This window comes from Streptomyces thermospinosisporus (assembly GCF_039526425.1).
Taxonomy (GTDB): Bacteria; Actinomycetota; Actinomycetes; order Streptomycetales; family Streptomycetaceae; genus Streptomyces; species Streptomyces thermocarboxydovorans.
In genome coordinates this window covers 41673-67531 of the sequence record NZ_BAAAIZ010000053.1, presented here as the reverse complement: position 1 = coordinate 67531, position 25859 = coordinate 41673, and the positions used below count along the sequence as shown (strand labels likewise).

27 protein-coding genes and 3 pseudogenes are annotated in these 25859 nt (G+C 72.8%); 9 read left to right on the top strand and 21 right to left on the bottom strand.

Annotated features, from left to right (window positions below):
• Positions 1-60: 60 nt before the first annotated feature.
• From dnaK to ABD207_RS18795, 6 genes and pseudogenes are all read right to left on the bottom strand, one after another.
• A complete protein-coding gene (dnaK, locus tag ABD207_RS18820; RefSeq protein ID WP_344014264.1) occupies positions 61-1962 on the bottom strand; it encodes a molecular chaperone DnaK in 1902 nt (633 codons plus the stop codon).
• A gap of 86 nt (positions 1963-2048) precedes the next feature.
• On the bottom strand, positions 2049-2825 hold the full coding sequence (locus ABD207_RS18815; protein ID WP_344014263.1) for a glycerophosphodiester phosphodiesterase family protein: 777 nt from the start codon (positions 2823-2825) through the stop codon (positions 2049-2051).
• Positions 2826-2901: 76 nt separating this feature from the next.
• Positions 2902-3330: an OsmC family protein gene (locus tag ABD207_RS18810; protein WP_344014262.1), complete on the bottom strand. Its 429-nt coding sequence runs from the start codon at positions 3328-3330 to the stop codon at positions 2902-2904.
• Between the two features lie 102 nt (positions 3331-3432).
• Positions 3433-3693 (bottom strand): annotated as a pseudogene (locus tag ABD207_RS18805) (DUF2201 family putative metallopeptidase); the annotation flags it as partial.
• Between the two features lie 397 nt (positions 3694-4090).
• Positions 4091-6310: a phage holin family protein gene (locus ABD207_RS18800; RefSeq protein WP_344014261.1), complete on the bottom strand. Its 2220-nt coding sequence runs from the start codon at positions 6308-6310 to the stop codon at positions 4091-4093.
• Between the two features lie 253 nt (positions 6311-6563).
• The gene (locus ABD207_RS18795) at positions 6564-6965 is read right to left on the bottom strand and encodes a hypothetical protein (RefSeq protein WP_344014260.1); all 402 of its coding nucleotides are present in this window, start codon (positions 6963-6965) and stop codon (positions 6564-6566) included.
• A gap of 82 nt (positions 6966-7047) precedes the next feature.
• Between ABD207_RS18795 and ABD207_RS18790 the strand changes: the two genes are divergently transcribed.
• Together ABD207_RS18790 and ABD207_RS18785 are read left to right on the top strand one after the other, a co-directional pair.
• The gene (locus tag ABD207_RS18790) at positions 7048-7821 is read left to right on the top strand and encodes an MBL fold metallo-hydrolase (protein ID WP_344014259.1); all 774 of its coding nucleotides are present in this window, start codon (positions 7048-7050) and stop codon (positions 7819-7821) included.
• Between the two features lie 53 nt (positions 7822-7874).
• The gene (locus ABD207_RS18785) at positions 7875-8486 is read left to right on the top strand and encodes a DedA family protein (protein WP_344014315.1); all 612 of its coding nucleotides are present in this window, start codon (positions 7875-7877) and stop codon (positions 8484-8486) included.
• 28 nt (positions 8487-8514) lie between these two features.
• Here the strand turns inward: ABD207_RS18785 and ABD207_RS18780 are convergent, their stop codons facing one another.
• From ABD207_RS18780 to ABD207_RS18765, 4 genes are all read right to left on the bottom strand, one after another.
• Positions 8515-9606: an MBL fold metallo-hydrolase gene (locus tag ABD207_RS18780; RefSeq protein WP_344014258.1), complete on the bottom strand. Its 1092-nt coding sequence runs from the start codon at positions 9604-9606 to the stop codon at positions 8515-8517.
• Complete coding sequence (locus ABD207_RS18775) at positions 9603-10847, bottom strand: aminotransferase class I/II-fold pyridoxal phosphate-dependent enzyme (protein ID WP_344014257.1); 1245 nt, start codon at positions 10845-10847, stop codon at positions 9603-9605. The genes ABD207_RS18780 and ABD207_RS18775 overlap by 4 nt, the downstream gene beginning before the upstream one ends.
• A gap of 185 nt (positions 10848-11032) precedes the next feature.
• Positions 11033-11848, bottom strand: a complete 816-nt coding sequence (locus ABD207_RS18770; protein ID WP_344014256.1) for a hypothetical protein — start codon at positions 11846-11848, stop codon at positions 11033-11035.
• Positions 11849-12138: 290 nt separating this feature from the next.
• A complete protein-coding gene (locus tag ABD207_RS18765; protein WP_344014255.1) occupies positions 12139-12924 on the bottom strand; it encodes an RNA polymerase sigma factor SigF in 786 nt (261 codons plus the stop codon).
• 256 nt (positions 12925-13180) lie between these two features.
• Between ABD207_RS18765 and ABD207_RS18760 the strand changes: the two are divergent.
• The 4 genes and pseudogenes from ABD207_RS18760 (at position 13181) to ABD207_RS18745 (ending at position 16194) form a co-directional block, all read left to right on the top strand.
• Positions 13181-14369, top strand: a pseudogene (locus ABD207_RS18760) (thiamine pyrophosphate-dependent enzyme).
• A 330-nt stretch (positions 14370-14699) separates the two neighbouring features.
• The gene (locus tag ABD207_RS18755) at positions 14700-15092 is read left to right on the top strand and encodes a DUF2795 domain-containing protein (RefSeq protein ID WP_344014254.1); all 393 of its coding nucleotides are present in this window, start codon (positions 14700-14702) and stop codon (positions 15090-15092) included.
• 36 nt (positions 15093-15128) lie between these two features.
• Positions 15129-15548: a CBS domain-containing protein gene (locus ABD207_RS18750; RefSeq protein ID WP_344014253.1), complete on the top strand. Its 420-nt coding sequence runs from the start codon at positions 15129-15131 to the stop codon at positions 15546-15548.
• Between the two features lie 91 nt (positions 15549-15639).
• Positions 15640-16194 carry a type 1 glutamine amidotransferase domain-containing protein gene (locus tag ABD207_RS18745; protein ID WP_344002031.1) on the top strand — a complete coding sequence of 185 codons (555 nt, stop codon included), beginning with the start codon at positions 15640-15642 and terminating at the stop codon, positions 16192-16194.
• A gap of 59 nt (positions 16195-16253) precedes the next feature.
• Here the strand turns inward: ABD207_RS18745 and ABD207_RS18740 are convergent.
• Positions 16254-16573, bottom strand: a pseudogene (locus ABD207_RS18740) (DUF6158 family protein).
• Positions 16574-16605: 32 nt separating this feature from the next.
• Between ABD207_RS18740 and ABD207_RS18735 the strand changes: the two are divergent.
• Positions 16606-17718, top strand: a complete 1113-nt coding sequence (locus ABD207_RS18735) for a baeRF2 domain-containing protein (RefSeq protein WP_344014252.1) — start codon at positions 16606-16608, stop codon at positions 17716-17718.
• 50 nt (positions 17719-17768) lie between these two features.
• Here ABD207_RS18735 and ABD207_RS18730 read toward each other — a convergent pair whose 3' ends face one another.
• Positions 17769-19388, bottom strand: a complete 1620-nt coding sequence (locus tag ABD207_RS18730) for an ABC-F family ATP-binding cassette domain-containing protein (protein WP_344014251.1) — start codon at positions 19386-19388, stop codon at positions 17769-17771.
• A 225-nt stretch (positions 19389-19613) separates the two neighbouring features.
• On the opposite strand from ABD207_RS18730, the gene ABD207_RS18725 reads away from it, so the two are divergent.
• The gene (locus ABD207_RS18725; RefSeq protein ID WP_344014250.1) at positions 19614-20477 is read left to right on the top strand and encodes a class I SAM-dependent methyltransferase; all 864 of its coding nucleotides are present in this window, start codon (positions 19614-19616) and stop codon (positions 20475-20477) included.
• 7 nt (positions 20478-20484) lie between these two features.
• Positions 20485-20655 (top strand): hydrophobic protein, encoded by a 171-nt coding sequence (locus ABD207_RS18720; RefSeq protein WP_164338052.1) that lies wholly within the window; start codon positions 20485-20487, stop codon positions 20653-20655.
• Positions 20656-20725: 70 nt separating this feature from the next.
• Here the strand turns inward: ABD207_RS18720 and ABD207_RS18715 are convergent, their stop codons facing one another.
• Genes ABD207_RS18715 through ABD207_RS18675 form a run of 9 tightly spaced genes read right to left on the bottom strand, consistent with a single transcriptional unit; the run spans position 20726 to position 25816 of the window.
• Complete coding sequence (locus ABD207_RS18715) at positions 20726-21031, bottom strand: gas vesicle protein K (RefSeq protein WP_344014249.1); 306 nt, start codon at positions 21029-21031, stop codon at positions 20726-20728.
• Entirely contained in the window at positions 21028-21216 is a 189-nt protein-coding gene (locus ABD207_RS18710; RefSeq protein ID WP_260827285.1) for a gas vesicle protein, read from the bottom strand. The genes ABD207_RS18715 and ABD207_RS18710 overlap by 4 nt, the downstream gene beginning before the upstream one ends.
• On the bottom strand, positions 21213-22019 hold the full coding sequence (locus tag ABD207_RS18705) for a GvpL/GvpF family gas vesicle protein (RefSeq protein ID WP_344014248.1): 807 nt from the start codon (positions 22017-22019) through the stop codon (positions 21213-21215). Before ABD207_RS18705 ends, ABD207_RS18710 begins: the two co-directional genes overlap by 4 nt.
• Positions 22016-22390, bottom strand: a complete 375-nt coding sequence (locus ABD207_RS18700) for a gas vesicle protein (protein WP_344014247.1) — start codon at positions 22388-22390, stop codon at positions 22016-22018. The genes ABD207_RS18705 and ABD207_RS18700 overlap by 4 nt, the downstream gene beginning before the upstream one ends.
• Complete coding sequence (locus tag ABD207_RS18695; protein ID WP_344014246.1) at positions 22387-23673, bottom strand: SRPBCC family protein; 1287 nt, start codon at positions 23671-23673, stop codon at positions 22387-22389. The genes ABD207_RS18700 and ABD207_RS18695 overlap by 4 nt, the downstream gene beginning before the upstream one ends.
• The gene (locus tag ABD207_RS18690) at positions 23670-24344 is read right to left on the bottom strand and encodes a DNA primase (RefSeq protein WP_344014245.1); all 675 of its coding nucleotides are present in this window, start codon (positions 24342-24344) and stop codon (positions 23670-23672) included. Before ABD207_RS18690 ends, ABD207_RS18695 begins: the two co-directional genes overlap by 4 nt.
• Positions 24341-24607, bottom strand: coding sequence for a gas vesicle protein GvpG (locus ABD207_RS18685; RefSeq protein WP_344014244.1), 267 nt, complete (start codon positions 24605-24607; stop codon positions 24341-24343). The genes ABD207_RS18690 and ABD207_RS18685 overlap by 4 nt, the downstream gene beginning before the upstream one ends.
• Before the next feature lie 4 nt (positions 24608-24611).
• Positions 24612-25385 carry a GvpL/GvpF family gas vesicle protein gene (locus ABD207_RS18680; RefSeq protein WP_344014243.1) on the bottom strand — a complete coding sequence of 258 codons (774 nt, stop codon included), beginning with the start codon at positions 25383-25385 and terminating at the stop codon, positions 24612-24614.
• Positions 25382-25816 carry a gas vesicle structural protein GvpA gene (locus ABD207_RS18675; RefSeq protein WP_344014242.1) on the bottom strand — a complete coding sequence of 145 codons (435 nt, stop codon included), beginning with the start codon at positions 25814-25816 and terminating at the stop codon, positions 25382-25384. The genes ABD207_RS18680 and ABD207_RS18675 overlap by 4 nt, the downstream gene beginning before the upstream one ends.
• Positions 25817-25859: the final 43 nt, after the last annotated feature.

The following is a 25859-nucleotide window of genomic DNA, read 5'->3' as shown; positions in this document are numbered from 1 at the left end:
CGAGCCGTGCGGCCTACGCCGCTCTGAGCCGGCCGGTTCAGGCCGCCGTGGATCGGGTGTTCAGGCCGCCCCGCCCTTGCGGTCCTCGCTCTGGCCGGAGTTGTCCTCGTCGACGATCTCCGCGTCGACGACGCTCTCCTCGTCCTGCGGCGCGTCGTGCGGCGCGTCCTGCGCCCCGCCGCCCGGACCGGCGCCCTCGGCGGAGGACGGCTGGGCCTGGGCGTACATGGCCTGGCCCATCTTCTGGCTGACGGCGGCCAGCCGGTCGGCCGCGGCGCGCAGGGCTGCGGTGTCCCCCTGCTGTTCGAGCTGCTGCTTGAGCTCGGACACGGCGTTCTCGACCTCCGACTTGGTGTCGGAGGGCACCTTGTCGCCGTTTTCGCGCAGGAACTTCTCGGTCTGGTAGACGAGTTGCTCGGCCTGGTTGCGGGTCTCGGCGGCCTCGCGGCGCTTGCGGTCCTCCTCGGCGTACTGCTCGGCGTCCCGCATCATGCGGTCGATCTCGTCCTTGGGCAGGGCGGAGCCGCCGGTGACGGTCATCTTCTGCTCGCGGCCGGTGGCCAGGTCCTTGGCGGAGACGTGCATGATGCCGTTGGCGTCGATGTCGAAGGCCACCTCGATCTGCGGGACGCCGCGCGGGGCGGGCGGCAGTCCGGTGAGGTCGAAGACGCCGAGCTTCTTGTTGTAGGCGGCGATCTCTCGTTCGCCCTGGTAGACCTGGATGCCGACCGAGGGCTGGTTGTCGGTGGCGGTGGTGAAGATCTCCGAACGGCGGGTGGGGATCGTGGTGTTGCGCTCGATCAGCTTGGTCATGATGCCGCCCTTGGTCTCGATGCCGAGGGACAGCGGGGTGACGTCGAGCAGCAGTACGTCCTTGACGTCGCCGCGGATGACGCCGGCCTGGAGGGCCGCGCCGACGGCGACGACCTCGTCGGGATTGACGCCCTTGTGCGGGTCCTTGCCGGTGAGTTCGCGCACCAGGTCGGTGACGGCGGGCATGCGCGTCGAGCCGCCGACCAGGATGACGTGGTCGATCGCGGAGAGCTTCACCCCGGCGTCCTTGACCGCCTGGTGGAAGGGTGTCTTGCAGCGTTCCAGGAGGTCCTCGGTGAGTTCCTGGAACTGGGCGCGGGTGAGCTTCTCGTCCAGGTGCAGCGGGCCCTCGGCGGAGGCGGTGATGTAGGGCAGGTTGATGGTGGTCTCGGAGGAGGAGGACAGTTCGATCTTGGCCTTCTCCGCGGCCTCGCGGAGGCGCTGCACGGCCATCTTGTCCTGGTTGAGGTCGATGCCGTACTGGCCCTTGAAGCGCTTGGCGAGGTACTCGACGACGCGCTGGTCCCAGTCGTCGCCGCCGAGGTGGGTGTCGCCGTTGGTGGCCTTGACCTCGATGACGCCCTCGCCGATGTCGAGGAGGGAGACGTCGAAGGTGCCGCCGCCGAGGTCGAAGACGAGGACGGTGTGGTCGTTCTCCTTGTCCAGGCCGTAGGCGAGCGCGGCCGCGGTGGGTTCGTTGATGATCCGCAGGACGTTCAGGCCGGCGATCTCCCCGGCCTCCTTGGTCGCCTGCCGCTGGGTGTCGTCGAAGTACGCCGGGACGGTGATCACGGCGTCGGTGACGTCCTCGCCGAGGTAGGACTCGGCGTCCCGTTTGAGCTTCTGCAGAACGCGGGCGGAGATCTCCTGTGCGGTGTACCGCCTGCCGTCGATGTCCCCGTGCTCGGGGAACCGCCAGTCGCGGTCGCCCATGTGGCGTTTGACGGAGCGGGCGGTGCGCTCGACGTTGGTGACGGCCTGCCGCTTGGCGACCTCGCCCACCAGCACCTCGCCGTTCTTGGCGAACGCCACCACCGAGGGCGTGGTCCGGGCGCCCTCCGCGTTGGCGATCACGGTGGGCTCGCCGCCCTCGAGCACCGCGACCACCGAGTTGGTGGTCCCCAGGTCGATCCCGACCGCGCGTCCCATCGCCGTCCCCTTCCGCCGGGGCACATCTCCGGACTTCCAGCCCAAAACTTGAGCGGCCTGTTGTCAATAGCTTGAGTGGACGCTTGTCAGCCTGTGGGTGTGCGGGTGTGGGCGCGGAGCTGGAGTGCGCGCCGGGGGCGGTCGGTGATCAGCACGTCCACGCGGGGATCGGCGAGGAAGGTGCGCATCAGGGGGTCGTCGTTGACCGTCCACACCATGGTGAACAGCCCGTGCCGGGCGGCCTCGCGCAGCACGCCGGCCCGGGCCAGCCGGTGGTGCACGGCGATCCCGTCGGCGCCGCAGGCGCGCACCCGGCGCAGGGGCCGCAGCTCGCCGAGGCGGGTGGCCAGGAGGCGGCCGCGCGGGACGTCCCTGCGGTCGCGGCCGAGGGAGAGCATCGTGCGCACGCCGGGGAAGGCTGCGGTGATCGCGGCGACGGAGCGGTCCTCCAGGGTGGTGGCGACGAATCCGTCCGGGCCGAGCAGGGCGACGGCGCGGTCGATCAGCTCCCGCTCGTGGCCGGTCTCCTTGAGGTCGAGGTGGGCCAGGAGCCGTCCGGCGATCAGCTGCAGGATCTCCTCCACCACCGGTACCGGCCGCCCGGCGCGGGCGCACAGCTCCGCGTGGGTGAGCGTGGACAGCAGCGGCCCGTCGCCGCCCACGCGGGCGTCGTGGTGGACCACGAAGATGCCGTCCGCGGTGCGGCGGACGTCCAGCTCGGCGTAGTCGGCGCCGGCGGCGACGGCGTCCTCGTAGGCCTCGCGGGTCGCCGGCGCGGTGCGCTCGGAGCCGCCCTGGTGGGCGGAGACGGCGGGCCCGGAGGACGGCCGCAGCCGCAGGGCCTCTGCTTCCGGTGGCCGCACGGCCACTCCTTCCCCTGGGCGCGCCGCAGACCGCCTCTGCGCGGGGCGGTCTGCGGGGTTCGGCAGGTCGGGCGGGTCAGGCGAGCTTCGCCGTGAGGGTGATGTCGGTGCCCGTCAGCGCCTGGCTCACCGGGCAGTTGACCTTGGCCTCCTCGGCGGCCGAGAGGAACGCGGCCTCGTCCATGCCGGGGACGGTGCCCTCGACGGTGAGGTGGATGGCGGTGATGCCCTCGCCCGGTACGAAGGTGACGTCGGCGGAGGTCACGAGGCGGGTGGGCGGGGTGCCGGCCTTGTCGAGGATGTTGGAGAAGGCCATGCAGTAGCAGCTGGAGTGCGCGGCCGCGATCAGCTCCTCGGGGCTGGTCTTCCCGTTGGCCTCCTCGGCCCGCGACGCCCAGGTGACCGGCTGGTCGCCGATGCTGCCGGAGGAGTCGAAGGTGACGACCCCGCTGCCCTGGAACAGGTTGCCTTCCCAAACGGTGTGTGCGGAGCGCGTGGCTGCCATGACGCTTCCTTTCGCGAGATGTCCTGCCGTGTGTCCCGGCGGTGCCCGGGGCCGGGAGTCCCGCCGCGGCGGGTTCCCGCACCCATCCGATCACACTCCGGCTCAGCTCACCCGGAAGACGGGCCCCTTCCCGGTGAACGGCAGCCGTGCGCCGCGCGGGATCAGGTAGGCGTGCTCGCGCCGCACCCGCAGGACGTCGCAGTAGCCGTCGGTGATGACCAGGACCGGCGCGGTGGGCGGGAAGTCCTCGGCGCGCTGCAGCAGGTCGATGCCGGACTGCAGCACGGTGCCGCCGCGGCCGTGCACCCGTACCCGGCCGGCGATCTCGGTGACCGGCAGATACCCGGCGTCGTGCGGGGCGGCGCACCGGCCGGACGGTGGCGAGACCGAGCAGCAGCTCGGGGACACGGGAGGGAGTGACGGTGACGGCAGCCTGCACGCACGTGCTCCTGGTCGGCGGAAGAGGCGGGTGAGTCCGGAAGCAACCTGAAGAATCTGAAGGAAGGGGCGCGCGCGGCGCCCGATGCCACCAGTCTGGGCGGCGGCGATCTCGGCCGCAGCCGAATTTCCCGCCGCCGGCAGCCGGGATTCCCGCCACCGGCAGCCGGGATTCCCGCGGCGGGCAGCCGGGCTTCCCGCCGCCACAGCCGGGATTCCCCGCCGCAGCAGCCGGATTCCGGCCGTCGCAGCAGCCGGATTCCGGCCGTCGCAGCCGCACCTTCCGCCGCTTCCGGCCGCGGGGAAGCGCCCCGGCGGCGGGTCAGGCCGCGCGCTCGCGGCGAGGTTCCTCGGGGGCGCGTGTCGAGCCGGACTCGTTCAGCCAGCGGCGCAGCACATGGTGAACCTGCTCCGCACCGACCAGTTCGGCGTCCTCGGCGACGGGCGGGGACAGCGCGAGCGGGGACAGCAGGAAGGCGCGCGACTGGGCGCCGCCGAGACCGCCGTGCGAGCCGATCTGCTCCTCGAAGGCCAGCACCTCGCCGTCGGCCGGATCGTAGGCCGAGTTGACCATGATGTCGGCGGTGTGCGGGAAGGTGTGGGTGCGGCGTACGGCATCGGCGGCGCCGGGGCCGAACGGGGCGAGCGGGCCGGGGTTGTCGTCGAGTTCGGCGAGCGGGATCTCGGCGCCGTGCGCCCCTAGGACGACGCCGCCGTGCCGTTCGCTGCGCACCAGCAGGAAGCCGATGCCGGGGTGGTTGGCGAGGGTGGGCAGCAGCGCGGGGTGCCGGGCGTCGATCTCCTCCTTGGTCATCCGGTGCGGCACGTCCGGGAAGGAGATCAGGCCCAGGTTCCCGGAGGCCAGCACGACGGGTTCCGAACCGCGCGTGGGGCGGTAATGCTCGGCGCCCTCCTCCACGGGCCTGCGCAGCGCCGCCCGCACGGCCGCGCGGGCTTCGGCTCCGCTGCGGGTGCGGCGCGCCCGGCGCGGCACCGGCAGGCCGCAGCCGGCCCTGACCAGGTCGCCCAGGGTGAGGCCGTAACGGGAGCGGAAGGTCTCGCCCGGGCTCTGCCCGTGGTCGGAGAGCACCACGATCCGGTACGGGCGCGGGGCGTGCTCGGCGACCTTCTCGATCAGGGCGAGGGCCCGGTCGAGGCGCTGCAGGACCTTCTCGGCGTCGCGGCTGGTCGGGCCCGAGTGGTGGGCCACCTCGTCGTAGGCGACCAGGTCGGCGTAGACGGCGGTGCGGCCGGCCAGCAGGTCGCCCATCACGGCGGCGACGACCACGTCCCGTTCCACGACGGTGGCGAAGGCCCGCACGAAGGGGTACAGGCCGCCGCGGGACACGCGCGGGCGCTGCTTGGTGAACCGGGCGCGGGTGGACTGGACGATCTCGCGGCCCGCCTCGGCGACGAAGGACAGCGCGGTGCGGACGGCGTTGGCGGGGTCGGAGAAGTAGGCGAAGTAGCCGGCCCGGGAGCGGTTGAGCGGGCCGCGCCGGCGGGTGGCGATGGACAGCACCAGGGCCTGCTCCTCCGCGCCGCCGCTGAACAGGTTGCCGCGGCTGGCGCCGTCACCGGCGAGCAGCCCGGCGTGTCCGGTGCGCTCGATGGCGCGGGCCTGGAGCTCGGCGGCGCTGGTGGGGCGGTTGCAGACCATCACCTCGCGGCGCGCCTTCTCGTACCAGCGGAAGGCGGGCACGTCGAAGTTGCTGCCGTGCAGGATGCCGAGCTGGCTGGCGCCGGTCTGGCTGGACCAGTCGGTGCGCCAGCAGGTGAGCCGGTGCGTGGCCCTGCGGCCGCGCGCCCCGCCGTGACCACCCTCGCCGGCGCCCCCTCCGTCGTCGCGCTTGCCGTCCCCTCTGCCGGCGCTCTTGCCGTCTGCTCTGCCGCCGTCTGCTCTGCCGCCGTCCCTGCCGAGCCAGCGGGCGACGGTGGGCATCAGGCCCTTGCCGACGGCGTCCAGCAGCACGTCGTAGCCGACGCCGTCGAGCTGCAGGAAGAGGGTGCCGGGGGTGGACGGGCAGGGCGGCCCGGTGCGGTGTCTTCGGTGGGCGAGCCGGTACAGGCGGCGCCGGTAGGCGTCGTCGTCGCGGACGGCCAGGGCGGCGCCGGTGGCCGAGGCGACCGCGGACATCACGGCGGCGACCACCACCGCCGTCTGCGGGGCGGCGGAGCCGCGTTCGACCGGGTTGACCCACAGCGCGACCCACAGCAGGGCGCCGTTGAGGAAGAACACCAGCAGGCCGAGGACCAGCGCCGGGACGAGCAGCAGCAGGCGCACCAGCAGCGGCCACACCAGCGCGGACAGCAGACCGAAGGCGCCCGCGCCGAGCGCGGCGGTGACCGCGATGTCGGTGGCGCTGTCCCCGTCCGCCGAGCGCAGCCGGAAGTCGGGCAGGATCCCGGCGAGCACCAGCATGGTGAGCGTGGACACCGCCCACACGGTGATGCTCCGCCCGGTCTGACTGGCGATCCGCCGCCACCGCCCGCGGTCCACGCCGGCACACCTCCCCACCCGATTCGTCCTGGCCGGCCCCATTCACCTTGTCACAACGGCCGGACGTGCCCCCGCGTCCCCGGCTGCGTCCCGGAGACGACCCTGAGCCGTCCCCCACGCATCCCTGACGCGCCCCGGTCCCCTGACCTTTCCTGAGCCTTCCTTGGTCTCCCCCGACTCCCCTTGATCTCCCCCGAGTCCCCTGCGCTCCCCGTGCTCTCCCCGTGCTCCCCCTGCGTCCGCCTGATCCCCTGAGTCCCCTTGATCCCTGTGCCTCCCGGAGGCGGGGCGCGGCTCAGCAGCCGTCGTATCCCGCCGTCGGCATGGACAGCCGCCGGTGCACGCGGGCCTTCATCGCGGCGTCGTAGCAGGGTTCGGCGCGGCCCACCGTCTCCACGCGCACCCCGCGCCGGGCGCACTCCGCGGTGAACTCCTCCACCGACGACAGGGCGCTCTCCAGCACCCGCCGGCTGGGCGCGACGAACAGATCGGTGCCCGGCCGCACCCCCTCCCACAGGGCCCCGTGGTCGGGGCGCAGCCCGCGCACGAGAAGCTCCCGGGTGACGACATAGCCGCGTTCGGCGGCCCAGCGGGCGCACATGGCGTGCTGGCTGCGGGAGTCCACCAGGAAGGGGTCGGCGTCCAGCTCCTCCAGCGGCGTCAGACTCGCGATCGCCGTCACCCGCACCGGCCCCATGGCGCCCCCTCACCTCCGGTTTTCGCCGCCGACCCTACTCCTGCCCGTACGCTTCGGGGAGTCGCACGAAGGAGGCGAAGGGGTGCCGGTGGAGATCACCTGGTGGGGTCACGCCACGTGCACGCTCGAGGATTCGCACACCCGTGTCCTGACCGACCCCCTGTTCGCACGCCGGCTGGCGCACCTGCGGCGCAGGCGCGGCGCACTCCCTCCGCCCGACGCGCGCTACGCGGACGTCGCACTCGTCTCCCACCTGCACGCCGACCATCTCCATCTGGCCTCCCTGGCCCAGCTCGCGCCGGGCACACGCCTGCTCGTACCCCGGGGTGCGCCCCGTGCGGTGCCGGGACTGCGCCGGCTGACGCATCTGCGCGTGAGCGAGGTGGCGCCCGGCGATGTGACACAGGTCGGGCGGGTCGTGGTGCGGGCGGTTCCGGCCCGGCACGACGGGCGGCGACTGCCGCTGGGCCCGCACCGCTCCCCCGCCCTCGGCTATGTCGTCGAGGGCGAGGCGCGCACCTACTTCGCGGGTGACACGGGCCTGTTCGACACGATGGCCAAGGAGGTCGGGCCGGTCGACGTGGCGCTGCTGCCGGTGGGCGGCTGGGGGCCGTACCTCGGTGACGGGCATCTGGACGCGCGGCGGGCCGCCGAGGCGCTGGCGCTGCTGGGCGCGTCCCGCGCGGTGCCGGTGCACTACGGCACGTACTGGCCGATCGGGATGGACGCCGTGCGCCCGCACGAGTTCCACGCGCCGGGCGACGAGTTCGCGCGGCTGGCGGCCCGGCACGCTCCCGGAGCCGTGGTGCACCGGCTGCGGCACGGCGAGAGCGTGCGCCTGGAGGTCACTCGGTGATTCTGCCCGCCGCCCTGCTGCCGGCGACCGGTGCGCCGTGGCCCGCCGCTGCCGTGCTGGCCGCCGCACCGGCGACCGAGGCGCCCGAGGCGACCCAGCAGGCGATCGGCTATCCGTCGCTGTTCCTGCTGGTGCTGATCGGGGCGCTGGTGCCGGTGATCCCGACGGGTGCGCTGGTGAGTTCGGCGGCCGTGGTGGCGGTGCATCGGACGGCGCCGTTCTCGATGGCGCTGGTGTTCGTCACGGCCTCGCTGGCCGCGTTCCTCGGTGATGTGACGCTGTACTGGCTGGGGCGTCGCGGGATGGGATCGCGGAACGGCTCACGGTGGCTGGAGGCGATCCGGGCGCGTGCGCCGGAGGACCGGCTGGCCCAGGCGCAGGCGAGGCTGGCCGATCACGGGGTGACGGTGCTGGTGCTGTCCCGGCTGGTGCCGGCCGGCCGCCTCCCCGTGATGCTGGCCTGTCTGGTCGCCGAGTGGCCGCTGCGCCGCTTCGTCCGCGGCAATTTCCCCGCCTGTCTCGCCTGGACGGCGACGTATCAGCTGATCGGCGTGCTCGGCGGTTCCCTGTTCCCCGAGCCGTGGGAGGGTGTGGCGGCCGCGGTGGCGCTGACGCTGCTGATCAGCACGGCGCCGGGCGTGTGGCGCCGGCTGCGGCACCGCTGAACGGCCGGCCGCCCCGCGGCCCCGGTGGTCACTCCAGGACGCGCGAGGCTCCCACCGGCAGGTCCCACAGATGGTCGCGGGGCAGGCCCGCGGCCGCCCACGCGGCACGGACGCGGGTCAGGGGCTCCAGGACGGGCTCGGCGGAGAGGATGAACGTGCCCCAGTGCATGGGGGCCATGTGCCGGGCGCCCAGGTCCTGGAAGGCGCGCACCGCCTCCTCCGGGTCGCAGTGGACGTCCTTGAGCCACCAGCGGGGGTCGTAGGCGCCGATGGGCAGCAGGGCGAGGTCGATTCCGGGGTAGCGGCGGCCGATGCGGGAGAACCAGTGGCCGTAGCCGGTGTCGCCGGCGAAGTGGACGCGGGGGCCGTCCGGCGCGGTGATCACCCAGCCGCCCCACAGGGAGCGGCAGGTGTCGGTGAGGGTGCGCTTGGACCAGTGGTGCGCCGGGACGAAGTCGAAGCGCACGCCCCGCAGTTCGGCGGCCTCCCACCAGTCCAGCTCGGTGACGGTGGTGAAGCGGCGGCGGTGGAACCAGCGGGCGAGGCCGGCCGGCACGAACACCGGGGTGTCGCGGGGCAGCCGGCGCAGGGTGGGGGCGTCCAGGTGGTCGTAGTGGTTGTGGCTGATCACGACCGCGTCGATGCGGGGCAGCGCCTCCCACGCGACCCCGACCGGAGTCATCCGGGCCGGGGTGCCGAGGATGCGGCGGGACCACACCGGGTCGGTGAGGACGGTGAGCCCGCCGATCTGCAGCACCCAGCTGGCGTGTCCGGCCCAGGTGACGGCCAGGCCGCGGGCATCGACGCGGGGCAGCGGTCCCGGCTCGTAGGGCAGCCGGCGGATGTCGGCCAGCCCTTCCGGGCCGGGGCGTACGGCGCCCTCGCGGGCGAAGCGGGCGAAGGCCTTCAGGCCGGGCAGCGGGGCGGTGAGCCGGTCGTGGAAGGTGCGCGGCCACACGCGCCGTTCGGCGAGCGGGCGGGGTTCCGCGAGCGGCGGGTACGGGGACGCGACGGGGGACGGTGACACGGGAGAGGCCGGCATCGGGGAGCGGGCGCCCGGCCGGCCGGTTTCCGGCGTGCTGGTGCGGGTGGTGGTTGTCGGCTCGGACTGCTGCGTCATCGAGGAGGCTCCCATCGCTGAGCGTCGTCACGAAGTTCGTCGAAGACCGACTGCACGCGCTTCAACGCGCGTTGCACGTGTGGCAGTTCCAACAGTGCGGGCGCGCCGAGGGATTCCGCGCGGAGCTCGGCGGTGTCGCCCAGCAGGGGGGCGGTGCCGAGCCGCACGCGCGGGGCCTCGAGGTCGTCGCCGAAGCGGTGGCCGCCCGGCGCGGGCATGCCCAGCCGGACGGTGAGGAAGTCCTCCAGTTCCTGGGCGTCGCCGATGCCGCGGGCGGTCAGCGCGGGCGCCAGCGGCGTGAGGTCGACGTACAGGTGGCGGCCGCACTGCGGGGGCTGGACGAGGGCGCCGGTGGCGGCGATGACGTCGTGCGCCGCACGGGCCACCAGGGCGTGCAGGCGCACGGAGTCGGCGACGCGCCGGGCGACCGGCTCGGGTTCGGTCAGCGCGTATCCGGCCGCGGCGGTCACGGGCGCGGCCACCCGGGCGTCGAGCGCGGTGAGCGCGTCCAGCACCCGGGCGTGCAGCGCGGCCGCCTCCTCGCCGGCCGGGAAGCGGGCGATCGCGGCGGGCCAGCCGGGCGGCAGCAGGGCCCCGGAGAGGTCGGTGACGACGGTGACCTGCCCGGGCAGCATCTCGGCGGGGCTGAGCAGCACCGTGTCGTGCGGGGCGTGCACGGTGTCCCGCCAGGTCTCGTCGCTGACCGGGTGCAGTCCCTCGCCGACCGCGGCCTCCAGGGTCTCGTGCAGCAGTTCGGGGGCGGTGACGGTGGCGGTGGGGTCGTCGGCGACGGACAGCACCAGCAGCCGCGGGTCGCCGCCCTCCGCCCGTACCCGCCGCACGGTCTCGAGCAGCGCGTAGGGGTCGGGCACGCCCCCGCTGCCGGCCGATGTCGGCACATGGAAGGCGGGTCTGCCGAGCAGCCGGGCGTAGGGCGCCCACCAGGCGGGGCAGGGCCGGGGCACCAGCACGTCGCCGCCGATGGCCGCGGTGAGGGCGACCAGCAGCGCGGGGGCGCCGGGGGCTACGGCGATGCGGTCGGTCCCGTCGGGCAGTCCCCGCCGCTCCCAGTAACCGCGGGCGGCCTCCAGCAGGGCGGGGCCGCCGCCGACGGGTTCCGCGGCCGGGCGGGACGCGGCGGCGGCGAGGACCCCGGCGAGTTCGGGCAGCACGGGCAGCCCGTCGTCGGGGACGGCAGGTCCGAAACGGACCGGTCCATGGCCTTCCGGGTCGGTCCGCATCGGTGCCTCCGCGCAGTGACTGGCCTGTCGTGATGTCGTGATGCCGGGGCCCGGTGGGGTGCCCCAGGCGTCTTACGTACCCACGGTGCCCCGGGCGCATGGGCCCCGCCACGGGTCGCGTGCCGCACGGCACGGCCGTCCCGGGCGGGGAACGGCGCCTCACCGGTGGGCCCGGCCGGGGACGCTCACCTGTGGCGGCCGGGGTCCTTGCGCCGACCGAGGAGCCGCTGCGCGGCGGCGCCGAACGCGCCCGCGATCAGCAGCCCGCCCGCGGCGAGGGCGGGCACGGAGTCGGTGAGGGAACCGCCGTCGCCGGCGTGGACGCCGCCCGGGGCCCGGGTCCTGCCGCAGTCCGCGTCCTTGCCGTGGCTCGCCGACGGCTTGGCGGTGGGCTTGCCCGCCCCGCTCTCCCAGAGCCGGGTGGCGTCCTCGGCCGCCAGGGGGTCGTCGGCCGCCAGGGGTTCATCGGCTGCCAGGGATTCGTCGGTGGCGGGAGTCTCCGGTTCCGCGGGCATCCGGCCGGCGGCTCCACCGCTCTGCGGCACGGTCTCGTCCGCAGATGTGTCGGTGCTGTCGGTGCTGTCGCCGCTGTCGCCGCTGTCGCCGCTGTCGTCGGTGCCGTCGGTGTCGTCGGTGCCGTCGGTGCCGTCGGTGCCGTCGGGGACGAGCACGTCGTGCTCCTGCGCTGACAGCTCCTCCTCCGCGTCGAGGATCTCCGTCTCCAGGCTGTCCAGCTCGGCCTCGAGCCCGGCCTCGGCGTCCTTCGCCTTGCTCTGCTCCTTCTGGTCCTTCTGGTCCTTCTTGTCCTCGGCTTCCTTCTCCTCGGCACTGCTGCTCTGCCCCTGCCACGACTGGTGCCCTTGCTGCGGGGTGCAGGTGGCGGAGGGGGCGGCGTCTCGTTCCGGCGGCGCGAACGGGCTCGCGGACGCGACCGGTGCGAGCACGCCGAGAGCGGTGCCGACTGCGGCGGCGAGGGACAGGGCGCGTACGGTGCGGCGCATGCTGCGGGCTCCTTCGAGCGACGGGTGAGGGGCACGCCGCGGCGGGCGGGCCACACACCCATCACAGCCCGCGTCCCGCCGCGCCGCCCGCGTCGGCACCCCGACAGAGTGAACCCCGCGCCGTACGAGGCGCGGGGCCCGGTCGATCAAGGGTCGGGGCGATGGGGTTCCCAGCCCGAGCGCGGGGTTCCCGGCTCGGAGCACGGAGTTCCCGGCTCGGAGCGCGGGCTTCCCAGTCTCAGGGTCTCAGGCACAGGCTTCCTGGGCGCCGGACCTCCCGGGGCTGGGGCTCAGGCATCGCCCAGCACCTCGTTGCGGACCCTGCCGCAGGAGCGGCTGATCAGCCGGGAGACGTGCATCTGCGAGATGCCCAGCTCCTGCGCGATGCTGCTCTGCGTCATGTCCCCGAAGAACCGCATGTAGAGGATGGCCCGCTCCCGCTCCGGCAGCGCGGCGATCCGGTCCTTGACGGCCTCCCGGTCGACCACGGTGTCCAGCGCCGGGTCCGGCGCCCCCAGCGCGTCGCTGAGCGAGTAGCCGTCGTCGCTGCCGGGCAGTTCCGCGTCCAGGGACAGCGCGGAGAAGCTCTCCAGCGCCTCCTGCCCGTTGCGCACCTCCTCCTCGCTGAGGTCGGCGCGCTCGGCGATCTCGGCGACGGTGGGCCGGCGGCCGGAGGTCGTGTTGGACAGGTCCTGGGCGGCGATCCGGACCTTGTTGCGCAGCTCCTGGACCCGGCGCGGCACGTGCAGGGTCCACATGTGGTCGCGGAAGTGCCGCTTGATCTCGCCGGTGATGGTGGGCACCGCGTAGCTCTCGAAGGCGTTGCCCAGCTCGGGGTCGTAGCGGTCGACGGCCTTGACCAGGCCGAGCGCGGCGACCTGGCGCAGGTCCTCGAAGGCCTCGCCGCGGCTGCGGAAGCGTCCGGCGAGGCGGTCGGCCATGGGCAGCCAGGCCTGGACGATCTCGTCCTTCAGGGCGTCCCGCCCGGTGCCGGGCGGCAGTGCGGCAAGCCGGCGGAAGGCGTCGGCGGTGTCGGGGGCGTCGTCGTGCGGATGGGGCTTGGTGCGGGTGGGCATGGTGCCTCAGATCCTCGAAATGCTCGGGGACGGATGGTCACCGTGGGAGGCGCGCCTGAGATGTGGGACAGGAGCACCGGGCTGCGGCGTGCGCCGCCCGCCACGGACGTGCCTCCTGTCCGAAGCACTGTGACTCCTCCTGCCCCCGCGCCCGCCCGCCAAACCTCCCGCACAGGTTTTCCGGGGACGCGGCCGGTCACTCGTACGGCTCCGCGAGGCCCGTTCACCGCTGACGTCCGGGAGGTCGTCCATGGGTATGAAGGTCGCCGATCAGGTCCTGCACAGGCTGCGCGAATGGGGGGTGGAGCACGTCTTCGGCTACCCCGGGGACGGCATCAACGGCATGCTGGCGGCCTGGGGGCGGGCCGGGAACGAGCCGGAGTTCATTCAGTCGCGGCACGAGGAGATGTCGGCCTTCCAGGCGGTCGGCTACGCCAAGTTCAGCGGGCGGCTCGGGGTGTGCGCGGCGACCTCGGGGCCGGGGGCGGTCCATCTGCTCAACGGTCTGTACGACGCCAGGCTGGACCATGTGCCGGTGCTGGCGATCGTCGGGCAGACGGACCGCACCGCGATGGGCGGCTCGTACCAGCAGGAGGTGGACCTGCACGCGCTGTTCCAGGACGTCGCCTCCGAGTTCGTGGCGACGGTGACCGTGCCGGAGCAGCTGCCGAACGTGCTGGACCGGGCGGTGCGCACCGCCTACGCGCGCCGCTGCCCGACGGCGGTGATCATCCCCGGTGATGTGCAGGACCTGGACTACTCGCCGCCGGCGCACGCCTTCAAGATGGTCCCCTCCAGCCTCGACCGCAGCTCGCTCGACCACCAACTGGTACGCCCGCCATCTGACCATGCGGACGGGGATGCGGGGCTCGCTGTCGGGCACGCTGGCCACGATGGGCTGCGGGGTGCCCTATGCCATCGGCGCGAAGTTCGCCCACCCCGACCGGCCGGCGATCGCCCTGGTCGGCGACGGGGCGATGCAGATGAACGGGATGGCGGAGCTGATCACGGCGGCGAAGTACCGGCACCGCTGGGAGGACCCGCGGCTGGTGGTCGGTGTGTGGAACAACCGGGATCTGAACCAGGTCACCTGGGAGATGCGGGCCATGGAGGGCGCTCCGTCCTTCCTGCCGTCCCAGGAGCTCCCGGACGTCCGGTACGCGGACTTCGCGCGTTCGCTGGGCCTGGCCGGGGTGCGGGTGGAGCGGCCGCAGGACGTGGAGGCGGGCTGGCGGGCCGCGCTGGAGGCGGACGGCCCGGCGGTGGTGGAGTTCGTGACCGACCCGGCCGTGCCGCCGATTCCGCCGCACGCCATCTGGGACCAGCTGGAGGCCACGGCCGCCGCCGTCCTCAAGGGCGACGCCGACCGCGGCTCCATGATCAAGCAGGGCTTCAAGGCGAAGGTGCAGGAGTTCCTGCCGGGGGCGGGAGGGCCGCCGAGGTAGCCGGCGCGGATGCGCGGGGGGCGGCGGCCGGCTCGGGCCGCCGCCCGGCGTCGTCCTCGCTCCGCAGCGGGAGCAGCAGTTCCTCGTAGCGTCCCAGCAACAGCAGCACGCCGAGCATGAGCAGCGGAATCAGTGCAGCGAGCACCGCCATGGCCGTTCCCTTTCCAGGAGGCGCGTGGGGGCATGCCCTCCGGGTCACCAGTCCCGCGCCGCACAAACCCGCAGGGGGCGGGTGGGGTCGCGGTTACTGGACATCCGTCGGTGTCCGGCCGTGTCGGTCTGCGTGTGCCGGGTACGCGGTGCGGACCCCCGATGGATGTGGAGGGAGACATGCAGCGAGGCAGTGACCGGCTGAGCGTTCACCGTGACGACGAGATGAAGCACGAGCTGCAGGGTCTGCTGAGGTCCGGGCACCCCACCCGCAGCGAGGAGTGGCACGACCCGGAGCCGTCGGCCGACGACGACCCCGAGGTGGCCTTCGGCCCGGTGACGCCGGGTCGCGCGCCGACGTCGCTGGAGGCGGTGCGGCTCGAACTGGCCCGGTTCCTGAGCCGTGGCGCGTTCCCCGCGGGCCCGCGCGAGCTGGTGCGCGCCCTGGACCGGCGGTACGCACCGGACGCGCTGATCGAGGCGCTGGAGCGGCTGCCGCGGCAGGCGCGCTACCCCAACCTGCAGGAACTCGCCGAGGCGCTGACCCGCGCACGGGAGACGGAGACGGCGTAGCCCGGCGAGGTGGAGGACCGGAAGGGACGACCAGTCATGGCCGAGTACGTCAAGGACGTGATGACTCCGGGCGTGGTCGCCGTGCGTCCGGGCGCCTCGCTCGTCGAGGCGGCGCAGCTGATGCGTTCGCAGAACATCGGCGATGTGGTGGTGGCCGACGGCCAGCAGGTCGTGGGCGTGCTGACCGACCGGGACATCACCGTCCGGGCGGTCGCCGACGGCGCGGACCCGATGAGTGTCAGCGTCGGATCGGTGTGCTCGCGGGAGCCGTTGACGCTCGGCCCGGACGACCGGGTGGCGACGGCGGTTGCCCTGATGCGGCAGAAGGCCGTGCGCCGGATCCCGGTCGTGGAGAACGGCCTGCCGGTCGGCATGGTGAGCCTCGGCGACCTGGCCGAGGCGCAGGATCCCGGTTCGGCGCTGGCGGACATCAGCCGCGCGGAACCGGACGAGTGACGGACGAATGACGGACGAAATGGCGGACGAATGGCGGACGAATGAGAACCGCGCGCAGCAACGACTGTGGGGAAAGGACGTGAGGACTGTCATGCGTATCGCGTTTCTGGCCGCGCCCGAGGGTGTGGAGCAGGTCGAGCTGACCGAGCCCTGGCAGGCGGCGGTCGGCGCAGGGCACGAGCCGGTGCTCGTGTCGACGAAGCCGGGGAAGATCCAGGCGTTCCATCATCTCGACAAGGCGGACACCTTCCCCGTGCAGGAGGTGGTCGGCGAGGCGTCGGCCGGTTCCTTCGACGGGCTGGTCCTGCCGGGCGGCGTGGCGAACCCCGACTTCCTGCGCATGGACGCCAAGGCCGTGGCGTTCGTGCGGGACTTCTTCGAGGCGGGACGGCCGGTGGCCGCGATCTGTCACGCGCCGTGGACGCTGATCGAGGCGGACGTGGTGCGCGGCCGGGTGCTCACCAGCTGGCCGAGCCTGCGGACGGATCTGCGCAACGCCGGGGCGACCTGGGTGGACGAGCAGGTGAAGGTCTGCGACCACGCGCCGAGCAAGCTGGTCACCAGCCGCAAACCGGCCGATCTGAAGGCGTTCTGCGGGACGCTGCTGGAGGTGTTCGCCGAGGAGAAGGAGAAGCAGGCGGCCTGAGAGCCGGCCCATGGCCCCTGAGGGCCCGGCTGCGACGCCGGGGAGCTGGACGGATGCGTTCAGGTCCCCGGCGTCGTGGGTGTGGCGGAGTCCGCGCAGTCGCGTTCGCGGGCGCCCTCGCGGGTGCGGGCCGCGGCGACGAGGCGGTCCGGGTTGCGGCGCAGATACTCACCCTCGAGCTGCGCCATGCGCTCGTTGTGGGTGCGCAGCGCGTCGTTGGACCCGTACAGCAGGGTGTCGTGCCGTGTGCGGTGGATGTTCTCCAGCTCTTTCATCAGCTGCTGGTCGTCCAGGTGGCTCGGGTCGACTCCGGTCATCGTGTGCCCCGCTCGTCGTGTTCGTCTGTCCGGTCCGGGTACCCGCCCGGTCCTGCCCACAAGCACTGCCCCGAGCGCTGTCCGGGAGGGAGCCATGGATCTCGCGTTTCTGCATCCACTCTACGAACATTCCGGCCCCTGGGCCTCGGTGTACGTCGGCACCTCCCGGCACACCGAGGACACGCCCCACGAGCGGCATCTGACCGCCCGGGCGATGGCGGGCGAGCTGGCCGGGCAGGGCGCGGACGAGGCGACCTGCCGGGCGGTGGGCCATGCGATCGACGAGCTGCGGCACTCCTCGGAGCCGCACGGCCGGGCGCTGTTCGCCCGCGGGGGCGAGGTGGTGCTGGATCCTCCGCTGGCCCGCGCGCCCCAGCGCGACCAAGCCTCCTGGGCGCCGCTGCCCCGGGTGACCCCGCTGCTGGAGCTGGCCGGGGAGGATCCCGTGTGCATCGTCGCCTACGTCGACCGCAAGGGCGCCGACTTCGAGCTGCGCAGCGCGCTGGGCCGGGACGAGGCCGGCGGGGTGACCGGACGGCAGTGGCCGGTGCACCGCACCAGCTCCGTCGACTGGTCCGAGCGGCACTTCCAGCTGCGGGTGGAGAACACCTGGGAGCACAACGCGGCGGAGATCGCCGACGCGCTGGCGGTGAGCCAGGAGGAGACCGGGGCCGATCTGCTGATCCTGGTCGGTGACGACCGCGAGCGGCACGAGGTGCGCCGGCGGCTGCCGCAGCGGCTGCACCCTCTGGTGGTGGAGGGCTCGCACGGCGCCGGCAGCAGGCTGCTCGACGACGACGTGGACCGGGCGCGGACCGAGCATGTGCAGGCGCACGCGGCGGCCGAGCTGGAGCGGTTCCTGGCCGCCCGCGGCCGGGACGACGCGGGCGGCGCGGGCGCCGTGGAGGGGGTGCCGGCGCTGGTCGAGGCGGCGCGCGAGCACCGCATCGACGAGCTGCTGATCCGCCCGGACGGGCCGGACGCGCACCGCGAGGTGTGGATCGGTGAGGACCCGGACCAGCTGGCGTTGCGCCGCACCGAGCTCAAGACTCTGGGCGAGCAGCGGTCCTGGGCGGCCCGCGCGGACGACGCGCTGGTCCGCTCGGTGGTGACCACGGACGCCGAGGCGCTCGTCGTCACCGTGGTCCCCGGCCTGGACGACGACACCCCGGTGGGCGGCTTGGGCGCGCTGCTGCGCTGGAAGTGAGCGGAGCGGAGTGACGGTCCGTCGGGAGGCGGGCCCTCCCGCGGTGTCGGCTACCGGACCCGTTCCACCCTGCGCTCGTCCCAGACCGGCTCCGGTGTCTCCCTGACCCTGCCGTCGGAGCCGAAGACCAGGAAGCGGTCGAAGGAGCGGGCGAACCAGCGGTCGTGGGTGACCGCGAGGACCGTGCCCTCGAAGCTCTCCAGCCCCTCCTGCAGTGCCTCGGCGGACTCCAGGTCGAGGTTGTCCGTCGGCTCGTCGAGCAGCAGCGCGGTGACGCCCTGGAGTTCGAGCAGCAGGATCTGGAAGCGGGCCTGCTGGCCGCCGGAGAGGCGGTCGAAGGTCTGCTCGGCCTGGCCGGTGAGTTCGTAGCGGCGCAGGCGGGACATGGCGGCGCCCCGGTCCTGGGCGTGCTCCTTCCAGAGGATGTCCAGCAGGGTGCGGCCCTCGAGCTCCGGGTGGGCGTGGGTCTGGGCGAAGTGCCCGGGGACCACGCGGGCGCCCAGCTTCCAGGTGCCGGTGTGCGCGACGTCGTCGCCCGCGAGCAGGCGCAGGAAGTGCGACTTGCCGGAGCCGTTGGAGCCGAGCACGGCGACCCGTTCGCCGTAGAACACCTCCAGGTCGAACGGCTTCATCAGGCCGGTGAGTTCCAGCTGCTCGCAGGTGATCGCGCGGACTCCCGTACGGCCGCCCTTGAGGCGCATGGTGATGTCCTGCCGGCGCGGGGGCTCCGGCGGCGGCCCCGCCTCCTCGAACTTGCGCAGCCTGGTCTGCGCCGCCGCGTAACGGGACGCCATGCCGTCGCTGACGGAGGCGGCCTGACGGAGGTTCAGCACGAGCTGCTTCAGCTGGGCGTGCTTCTCGTCCCAGCGCCGGCGCAGTTCCTCGTAGCGGGCGAAGCGGTCGCGGCGGGCCTCGTGGTAGGTGGCGAAGCCGCCGCCGTGCACCCAGGCGTCCGCGCCGCTGGGGCTCGGCTCGAGGGAGACGATGCGCTGGGCCGCGCGGGCCAGCAGTTCACGGTCGTGGGAGACGAACAGGACCGTCTTGTGCGTCTGGGCGAGCCGCTCCTCCAGCCAGCGTTTGCCGGGCACGTCGAGGTAGTTGTCGGGCTCGTCGAGCAGCAGGACCTCGTCGCCGCCGCGCAGCAGCGCCTCGAGGACCAGCCGTTTCTGCTCGCCGCCGGAGAGCGTGCGCACCTGCCGCCACTGCGCCTTCTCGTAGGGCACGCCGAGTGCGGCGGTGGTGCACATGTCCCACAGCGTCTCGGCCTCGTAGCCGCGCGCCTCGGCCCAGTCGGCGAGGGCCTGGGCGTAGGCGAGCTGGGCGGCCTCGTCGTCGACGGTCATGACGGCGTGCTCGGCCCGGTCGACGGCGCGGGCGGCTTCTCGGATCCGGGGCGGTGCGACGGAGACGAGCAGGTCGCGGACGGTGGTCTCGTCGCGTACGGAGCCCACGAACTGGCGCATCACGCCGAGGCCGCCGCTGACGGTGACGGATCCGGCGTGCGGTTTCAGCTCGCCGGACAGGAGGCGGAGCAGGGTCGTCTTGCCCGCTCCGTTCGGTCCGGTCAGGGCCATGACGGCGCCCTCGCCGACCCGGAAGGAGACATCGCCCAGGAGCGGCCTCCCGTCGGGGAGGCAGTACTCCAGGTGTGCTGCTTCCAGATGGCCCATGGGAGCCGATTGTCCGAGCCGCCCGACCAGGGATCAAACGATTTACCGGGGCGGACGGTCACCGCCTGACGTCACGCCGGGTGACCAGCATGTGAAACAGGGGTCTCATCATGTGAGTGGGGGCGTAGCGTGACGAGCGTCCCTGTTATCGCCGTTATCGCCGTTATCACCGTTATCGCCGTTATCGCCGTTATCGCCCCACGACACGAGAAGGGTGGGCCCGCCATGCCTGCTGCGTCACGGGAGACCGCCGTCTACACCCACGGGCATCACGAGTCGGTGCTGCGGTCCCACACCTGGCGGACCGCCGCCAACTCCGCGGGATACCTCCTCGGGTCCCTGGAGCCCGGCATGCGGATCCTGGACGTCGGCTGCGGACCGGGCACCATCACCGCCGACCTGGCCGAGCTGGTCCCGGGCGGGCATGTCACCGGGCTGGAGCGCGCACCGGGCGTGCTGGAGCAGGCACGGGCGACGGCCGCCGAACGCGGGCTGACGAACACGGACTTCACCGTCGGGGACGTGCACGCCCTGCCCTTCCCGGACGACAGCTTCTGCGTGGTGCACGCCCACCAGGTGCTCCAGCACGTGGGCGACCCGGTGCGGGCGCTGCGCGAGATGCGGCGGGTGACCAGGCCCGGCGGGCTGATCGCGGTACGGGACTCCGACTACGCGGCGATGACCTGGTATCCGCCGTCCAAGGGCCTGGACGACTGGCTGGACCTGTACCGGCGGGTGGCGCGGGCCGGCGGCGGCGAGCCGGACGCGGGGCGGCGACTGAAGTCCTGGGCGCTGGCCGCCGGGTTGACGGACATCACCGCGACGTCCTCCACCTGGACCTTCTCCACCCCCGAGGAGCGGCGGTGGTGGAGCGAACTGTGGGCCGACCGCACCGTGTTGTCGTCCTGCGCCGGTCTGGCCGTCGAGGGCGGGCATGCCGCGCACGAGCAGCTTCAGGCGGTGGCCGGGGCCTGGCGCGACTGGGGTGCGCGGGACGACGGATGGTTCGCCGTTCTGCACGGAGAAATTCTCTGCAGAAAAGGAGCCATGAAAAGCGAGATGCGGGCAACCAGCATGTCAGGAGGTTGATGACATTATGGTTCCCATTCTTCTTGTTCTGCTTCTGGCTCTGATCCTGTTCGGCGCCGGATTCGCCGTCAAGGCACTGTGGTGGATCGCGGTGGCGGTTCTCGTGGTGTGGCTGCTGGGCTTCGTCATGCGCAGCACCACAGCGGGCGGCGGCCGGGGACGCTGGTACCGGTGGTGACAAAGAGATAGTTCTCCAAGAGCGGTACCCGGCTGCCCCGGGAATGACCGGCCGGCGAAAGCCCGGAAGGTCACTCCCGGGGCAGCAGCGGTCCGAGCGGCCCGAGGTCCAGATTCAGGTCCTCGGGCCGCAGTCCGTAGCGGTCTCGCAGCTCGGCCATGCGGTCCTCGAGCAGCATCAGTGTCAGGCCGATGCGCTCCTCCTGCTCCTCCGTCAGATCGCCCTCGTCGAACCGGCGCACCGCCTGCCGCTCCATCAGCTGGCGCAGCAGCTCCACCACGGTCAGCACGAGCTTGACCAGGTCGCGCTCGACCGTGTCGGGTTCCAGGTCGAGCCGGGCCCGGCGCTTGGCGGACGGCTGCTGGTCGTCTGTCAACGGAGCTCCTCGAAGGGCGACGGGACATTGGCGTTCACCGAGCTGATGAGCGCGTTGAGATCGATGCGGACCAGGTCGACGTCCGCGATGCGCAGCGTGATGTCCCCGGTGATGACGACCCCGCCGGCCAGCAGCCGGTCGAGCAGGTCCACCAGCGCGATCTCGCGGCGTTCGACTACGGTCACGACCTCTCCCTCGCGTTGGGCCGTTCCTCACCGGACGCGGATTCCGGAGCGGTTTCACCGGCGAACGAATAGGCGGCCCACGGGCCCGTGAGTTCCACCCGGATTCCGGGCAATTCACCCTTCGTCTGGTCCACCTTTTCCACGAATTGCTCGGACCCGGCGCGCGGGACGAGATAGGCGGCATTCAGCACATTGCGCCCCGAGGCCCCGGAGAGCGCGGGATTCTGCGGGGCGTGCAGCCGGGAGTCCTCGGCGACCCGGGACAGGGCCTCGTGCAGCTGCGTCGCGAAGAGCTCCGCGCGCTGCCACAGCTCGTCCTGCGATTTCGTCTGGGAGCGCCGCTGCCGCAGATAGTCCCGGCCGGACGCGGGACGGGCCGCCGGGGCGGCGGCCTCCTGCTTCGGCGCCTCCTCCAGGAAGACCTTGACGCCCCACTCCACGCGGCCCTCGAGCCGGTCCAGGGTGTCCCGGAAGGACTCCTCGCGCGCCTCGATCATCGTCCGTACGCCGCTGTCGTCGCGGAACACGGTGCCGAGCCGGAGCGGCAGCGGCGTGGTGACCGTGGTGAGGGCGTCGATCACCCCTTGGTGGGCGCGGGCGACGCCGCTCAGCCAGTCGAGGTCCTCCAGATGGGCGTGCAGCGGCTCCTCGGCGAAGTCCGCCTCCGGCACATGGCTGACCACGACCACCAGGCCGTGATGGGTCAGCAGCCGGGGCGGATCACCCGCCACGCCGGACAGCTGTGCCTGGAGGGGTGTGCTGAAGGGGCGGCAGACGGCGTAGACGTACCGCAGTCCGATCACGGGGCCTCCCTGTGTGCCTGCTCCTGTGCGGACGTCGTAGACGACCGCACCTGGTCGCGGCCGGCCTCCAGTTCCTCCAGCGCGGCCAGCCGTTCCCGCAGCTCCGCGTTCTCCCGGGCCAGTTCGTCACGGCGGGCCCGGGAGGAGAGCGCCGGGTCGGTCTCCCACCAGTCGATGCCCATCTCCTTGGCCTTGTCGACGGAGGCGACGATGAGGCGCAGCTTGATGGTGAGCAGTTCGATGTCGAGCAGATTGATGCGGATGTCGCCCGCGATCACGATGCCCTTGTCGAGCACCCGTTCCAGGATGTCGGCGAGGTTGGCGCCGCCGCCCTGGCCATAGGGCTCGGGAAGGCGGCCGGGGGTCGTCATCGGCGGCTCCCGCCCTCGTCACGGACGCCCTCGTCGTCCGCCTCGTCGTCGTACTCGTCCTCGTCCTCGTAGGTGTCCTCGGGCTCGTCGTCCTCGTCCTCCGCGTCCTCGGCGTCGTCCGCGTCCTCGGCGTCCTCCGCGTCCTCGGCGTCCTCCGCGTCCTCGGCGTCCTCCGCGTCCTCGGCCTCGTCGTCGTCGCTGTCGGCCGGCTCACCCTCGGCGGTCTCCTCGTCGTACTCCTCTTCGGGCTCCTCGTCGTACTCGCCTTCGCCCTCTTCGTCCTCGTACTCGTCCTCGGGCTCGTCCTCGGATTCGTACTCGTCCTCGGGCTCGCCCTCGGAGGCCTCCGCCCCGGGCTCCGCGCCCTCGGACTCCTCGCCTTCGGACTCCTCGTGCTCCTGCTCCTCCTCGGCGATGGCGTCCTCGTGGCTGCGGACGACCTCGCCCTCGCGGATCTCACCGCGCCAGCTGTCCTCCGCCTCTCCCTTGATGGTGATGAAGCGGGCGAAGTTCTTCAGGTCGAGCCGGGCCCGGCGGCCCTGGGCGCGCCAGATGTTGCCGGTCTTCTCGAAGAAGCCGGAGGGGTAGTACTCCATGACCAGCAGCACGCGGGTGAGGTTGTCCGCGAGCCGGTGGAAGGAGACGACGCCCTTCGTGGTGCCCTTGGCTCCCTCGGAGGTCCAGGCGATGCGGTCGTCGGGGATCTGTTCGGTGGTCTGCGCCTTCCAGCTGCGGTTGGACCACAGGACCTTCGCCTGCCAGTCGGATGTGGTGTCGTCCGACTTGCTGGCGCTCTTGACGCCCTTGGCGAAGGTGCTGAAGTCCTGGTACTGGGTCCACTGGTCGTAGGCCGTGCGCACCGGGACGGCGACGTCGATGTGCTCGATGATGACGGTGGGCTTGTTGCCGGCGGTGCGCTTGTTCTTGCTCTTGCCGCCGCCCAGTCCCTTCACCGCGCCCTTGACGCTGTCCTTGGCGCGCGAGGCGCCGAGCTCCAGGGCGCTGCGCAGGGGTCCCTTGCCCTCGGCGATCTTGCGTCCGCCGTCCAGGGCGAGCTTGCCGATGCCGGGGCTGTTGCCCTCGGCGATGTCGTTCAGCTTGCCGGTGGTCTCGCCGAGCTTGCGGCCGACGCCGGTGAGCAGGCGGGTGGCCTGCGCGGCGAGGTAGTCCTGCAGCTCGGCCTTGAGGCGGTCGGCGGCCTCGCTGTGCGCGAGATCGGCGAGCGGGTTGCCGCCGCCCTGCCCGCGGGCGGTGTCGCGGGCGGAATCCACTGTGTCGGTCATCGCTCACCGCCTCCCTTCGCGGAACCCGAGCGGCCGCCGCGCGGGGCTGCCGTCTTCTTGGCGGCGGTCGTCCTGCGGGCTGCGGCCTTCTTCGTCGCCGCGGCCTTCTTGCCGGGTGCCTTCTTGGCGGGTGCCTTTTTGGCGGGTGCCTTCTTCGCCGCCTTCTTGGCCGGCGGCTTCTGCGCGGCCTTCCTGGCGGGTGCCTTCCGGGCCGGCGCCCGCTCGTCGGCGGACTCCTCGGCCTCCTCGGCGTCGTCGGCCGAGTCGTCCGGCTCGCGCGCCTCCTGCTCGTCGTCGTACTCCTCGGCGGGCTCCTCGTCCCGCTCGTCGCGGTCGTCACCGTCGCCGGTGCCGCCGCCCGCGACCTCTTCGCGCAGCGCGGCGGTGCGGCCGTGCAGCCGGTCGGCGACGGCGCCGAGCTGCCGCTCGACCAGTGCGCCGGAGGCGGCCTTGCCGACCCCGCGCAGATCGCCGCGCAGCTGGTCCCCGATCTCCTTGAACTGCGGGTTGTCCCGCAGCTGCTGGGAGAGCAGGTCCGCGACCATCCGGGGGCCGAGATTGAGCTTCTTCCCGGCGACGAGGCCACCGACGGCGACCGCCATCTTCAGCTTCTTCGTCCGTCCGAGAAGGTATCCGGCCCCTATGGCGAGGCCGAGTCCCATTCGATTCATTGCGGTGCCGTCCCGTCCCCTCTACCCGCGCCTTGGCGCGTCGCGATCTCCAACCGGTCCAGGAGCTCGTCCTCCTGCTGGTCGAACTCCTCCTCCGTGATCTCCCCGGCTTCCAACTGCTCCTCGAGCCGGGCCAGTTCGGCCCGGATGGCGGCGGGGTCGCAGTAGATGCGCTCCGCCTCACGGAGAACCTGCTTGATGGCCCAGCCGCTGCCGCGCACGGGGGCGAACGGCAGCAGCAGCACCTCGGAGATCAGACCCATGACCTCACCCCGCTCCGGCGTCCGCCCCGCCCGCGGTGGTGCCCGCCGGCTCGGCCGGGCCGGGCTCGACGAAGCTGTACGGGGGGAGCGGACCGTTCAGGCGCACCTCGAGATGGGGCATGTCCGTGCGGACCTGCTCCACGGCGGCCAGGAAGTTCTCGGCCGTCGCCCGCTCCACCAGATACGAGACATTGCCCAGCCAGCCCGTGGACTCGGGGCCCACGCTCACGGCGTCGGCGGCCGGCTCCAGGGCGCGCTGCAGAACCAGGGCGTCCTCGGCCTCCTGGGCCTTGACCGCCGCGGCCACCATCTCGCCCAGGCGCAGCTTGTCGTCGTAACTCCCGCCGCCCGCCTGCCGGTTGGACTCGGCGAGGGCGCGGATCTCCGGGTTGCCGGCCATGAGGTGGTGCAATACGGCCTCTTCGACGTGGTTGGCCTTGACGTTGTACTCGACCCGGCCGTCCAGGGCGCGCAGCCGCTCCTTGTAGTGGTCCGCCCGCTCGGTGAGCACATGGACGACGGCGTCGTCGCCGGGGGCGACGCTGCCGAAGCGCATCGGCAGCACCGCGCCCGCCGCGCCGATCTCGGCAAGCACGTTCTGGTGGGCGAGGAGCTCCCTGCGCTTGGGGCGCAGATCCTCGCTCGCGTCACTGACGACGGCCGCGAGGTCGCCCGCCTTCAGCACGCGCAGGGGCAGCGGCGGGTTGCCGACGCCGCCCATGCCCTCGGGGAGCGAGGGGTGCGAGCTCGCCGTGATGCCGTAGACGTAGGTGCTCACTCCTGCTCCTCCTTACGACGCGACGAGGTGCTCTTGCGGGTGCGCGGACGCGACTGGGTCTCGCGTTCGCCCTCACCCTCGCGCCCCTGCCGGAAGGCGTCGGAGATGGTCTCGGCCGCGCCGGACAGGGCGCCCTTGGACTTGCCGCGGGCGCCGGACTCGGTGACCTGGCCGACGAGGTCGGGAAGGCCCGGGTCCTTGCGCGGCCCGGCCTCGAGGTCGAGCCTGTTGCACGCCTCGGCGAAGCGCAGATACGTGTCGACGCTGGCGACGACGACGCGCACGTCGATCTTGAGAATCTCGATACCGACCAGGGACACGCGCACGAATGCGTCGATGACGAGCCCCCTGTCCAGAACAAGCTCAAGCACGTCGTAGAGGCCGCTGCTGCCGCCTCCGCCGCCGGTCTGCTGTGCCGGTACGACTGTCATGCCGGCTGTTCCTCCCTTGTGTGTGGATGCTGGGTGATCTCGC

Excerpts from the sequence above, each read along its gene's own strand:
- dnaK (WP_344014264.1), bottom strand. The coding sequence starts at position 1,962 with ATGGGACGCGCGGTCGGGATCGACCTGGGGACCACCAACTCGGTGGTC.
- ABD207_RS18810 (WP_344014262.1), bottom strand. The coding sequence starts at position 3,330 with ATGGCAGCCACGCGCTCCGCACACACCGTTTGGGAAGGCAACCTGTTC.
- ABD207_RS18800 (WP_344014261.1), bottom strand. The coding sequence starts at position 6,310 with ATGGGGCCGGCCAGGACGAATCGGGTGGGGAGGTGTGCCGGCGTGGAC.
- ABD207_RS18795 (WP_344014260.1), bottom strand. The coding sequence starts at position 6,965 with ATGGGGCCGGTGCGGGTGACGGCGATCGCGAGTCTGACGCCGCTGGAG.
- ABD207_RS18780 (WP_344014258.1), bottom strand. The coding sequence starts at position 9,606 with ATGACGCAGCAGTCCGAGCCGACAACCACCACCCGCACCAGCACGCCG.
- ABD207_RS18775 (WP_344014257.1), bottom strand. The coding sequence starts at position 10,847 with ATGCGGACCGACCCGGAAGGCCATGGACCGGTCCGTTTCGGACCTGCC.
- ABD207_RS18770 (WP_344014256.1), bottom strand. The coding sequence starts at position 11,848 with ATGCGCCGCACCGTACGCGCCCTGTCCCTCGCCGCCGCAGTCGGCACC.
- ABD207_RS18765 (WP_344014255.1), bottom strand. The coding sequence starts at position 12,924 with ATGCCCACCCGCACCAAGCCCCATCCGCACGACGACGCCCCCGACACC.
- ABD207_RS18755 (WP_344014254.1), top strand. The coding sequence starts at position 14,700 with ATGCAGCGAGGCAGTGACCGGCTGAGCGTTCACCGTGACGACGAGATG.
- ABD207_RS18750 (WP_344014253.1), top strand. The coding sequence starts at position 15,129 with ATGGCCGAGTACGTCAAGGACGTGATGACTCCGGGCGTGGTCGCCGTG.
- ABD207_RS18745 (WP_344002031.1), top strand. The coding sequence starts at position 15,640 with ATGCGTATCGCGTTTCTGGCCGCGCCCGAGGGTGTGGAGCAGGTCGAG.
- ABD207_RS18735 (WP_344014252.1), top strand. The coding sequence starts at position 16,606 with ATGGATCTCGCGTTTCTGCATCCACTCTACGAACATTCCGGCCCCTGG.
- ABD207_RS18730 (WP_344014251.1), bottom strand. The coding sequence starts at position 19,388 with ATGGGCCATCTGGAAGCAGCACACCTGGAGTACTGCCTCCCCGACGGG.
- ABD207_RS18725 (WP_344014250.1), top strand. The coding sequence starts at position 19,614 with ATGCCTGCTGCGTCACGGGAGACCGCCGTCTACACCCACGGGCATCAC.
- ABD207_RS18720 (WP_164338052.1), top strand. The coding sequence starts at position 20,485 with ATGGTTCCCATTCTTCTTGTTCTGCTTCTGGCTCTGATCCTGTTCGGC.
- ABD207_RS18700 (WP_344014247.1), bottom strand. The coding sequence starts at position 22,390 with ATGACGACCCCCGGCCGCCTTCCCGAGCCCTATGGCCAGGGCGGCGGC.
- ABD207_RS18695 (WP_344014246.1), bottom strand. The coding sequence starts at position 23,673 with ATGACCGACACAGTGGATTCCGCCCGCGACACCGCCCGCGGGCAGGGC.
- ABD207_RS18690 (WP_344014245.1), bottom strand. The coding sequence starts at position 24,344 with ATGAATCGAATGGGACTCGGCCTCGCCATAGGGGCCGGATACCTTCTC.
- ABD207_RS18685 (WP_344014244.1), bottom strand. The coding sequence starts at position 24,607 with ATGGGTCTGATCTCCGAGGTGCTGCTGCTGCCGTTCGCCCCCGTGCGC.
- ABD207_RS18675 (WP_344014242.1), bottom strand. The coding sequence starts at position 25,816 with ATGACAGTCGTACCGGCACAGCAGACCGGCGGCGGAGGCGGCAGCAGC.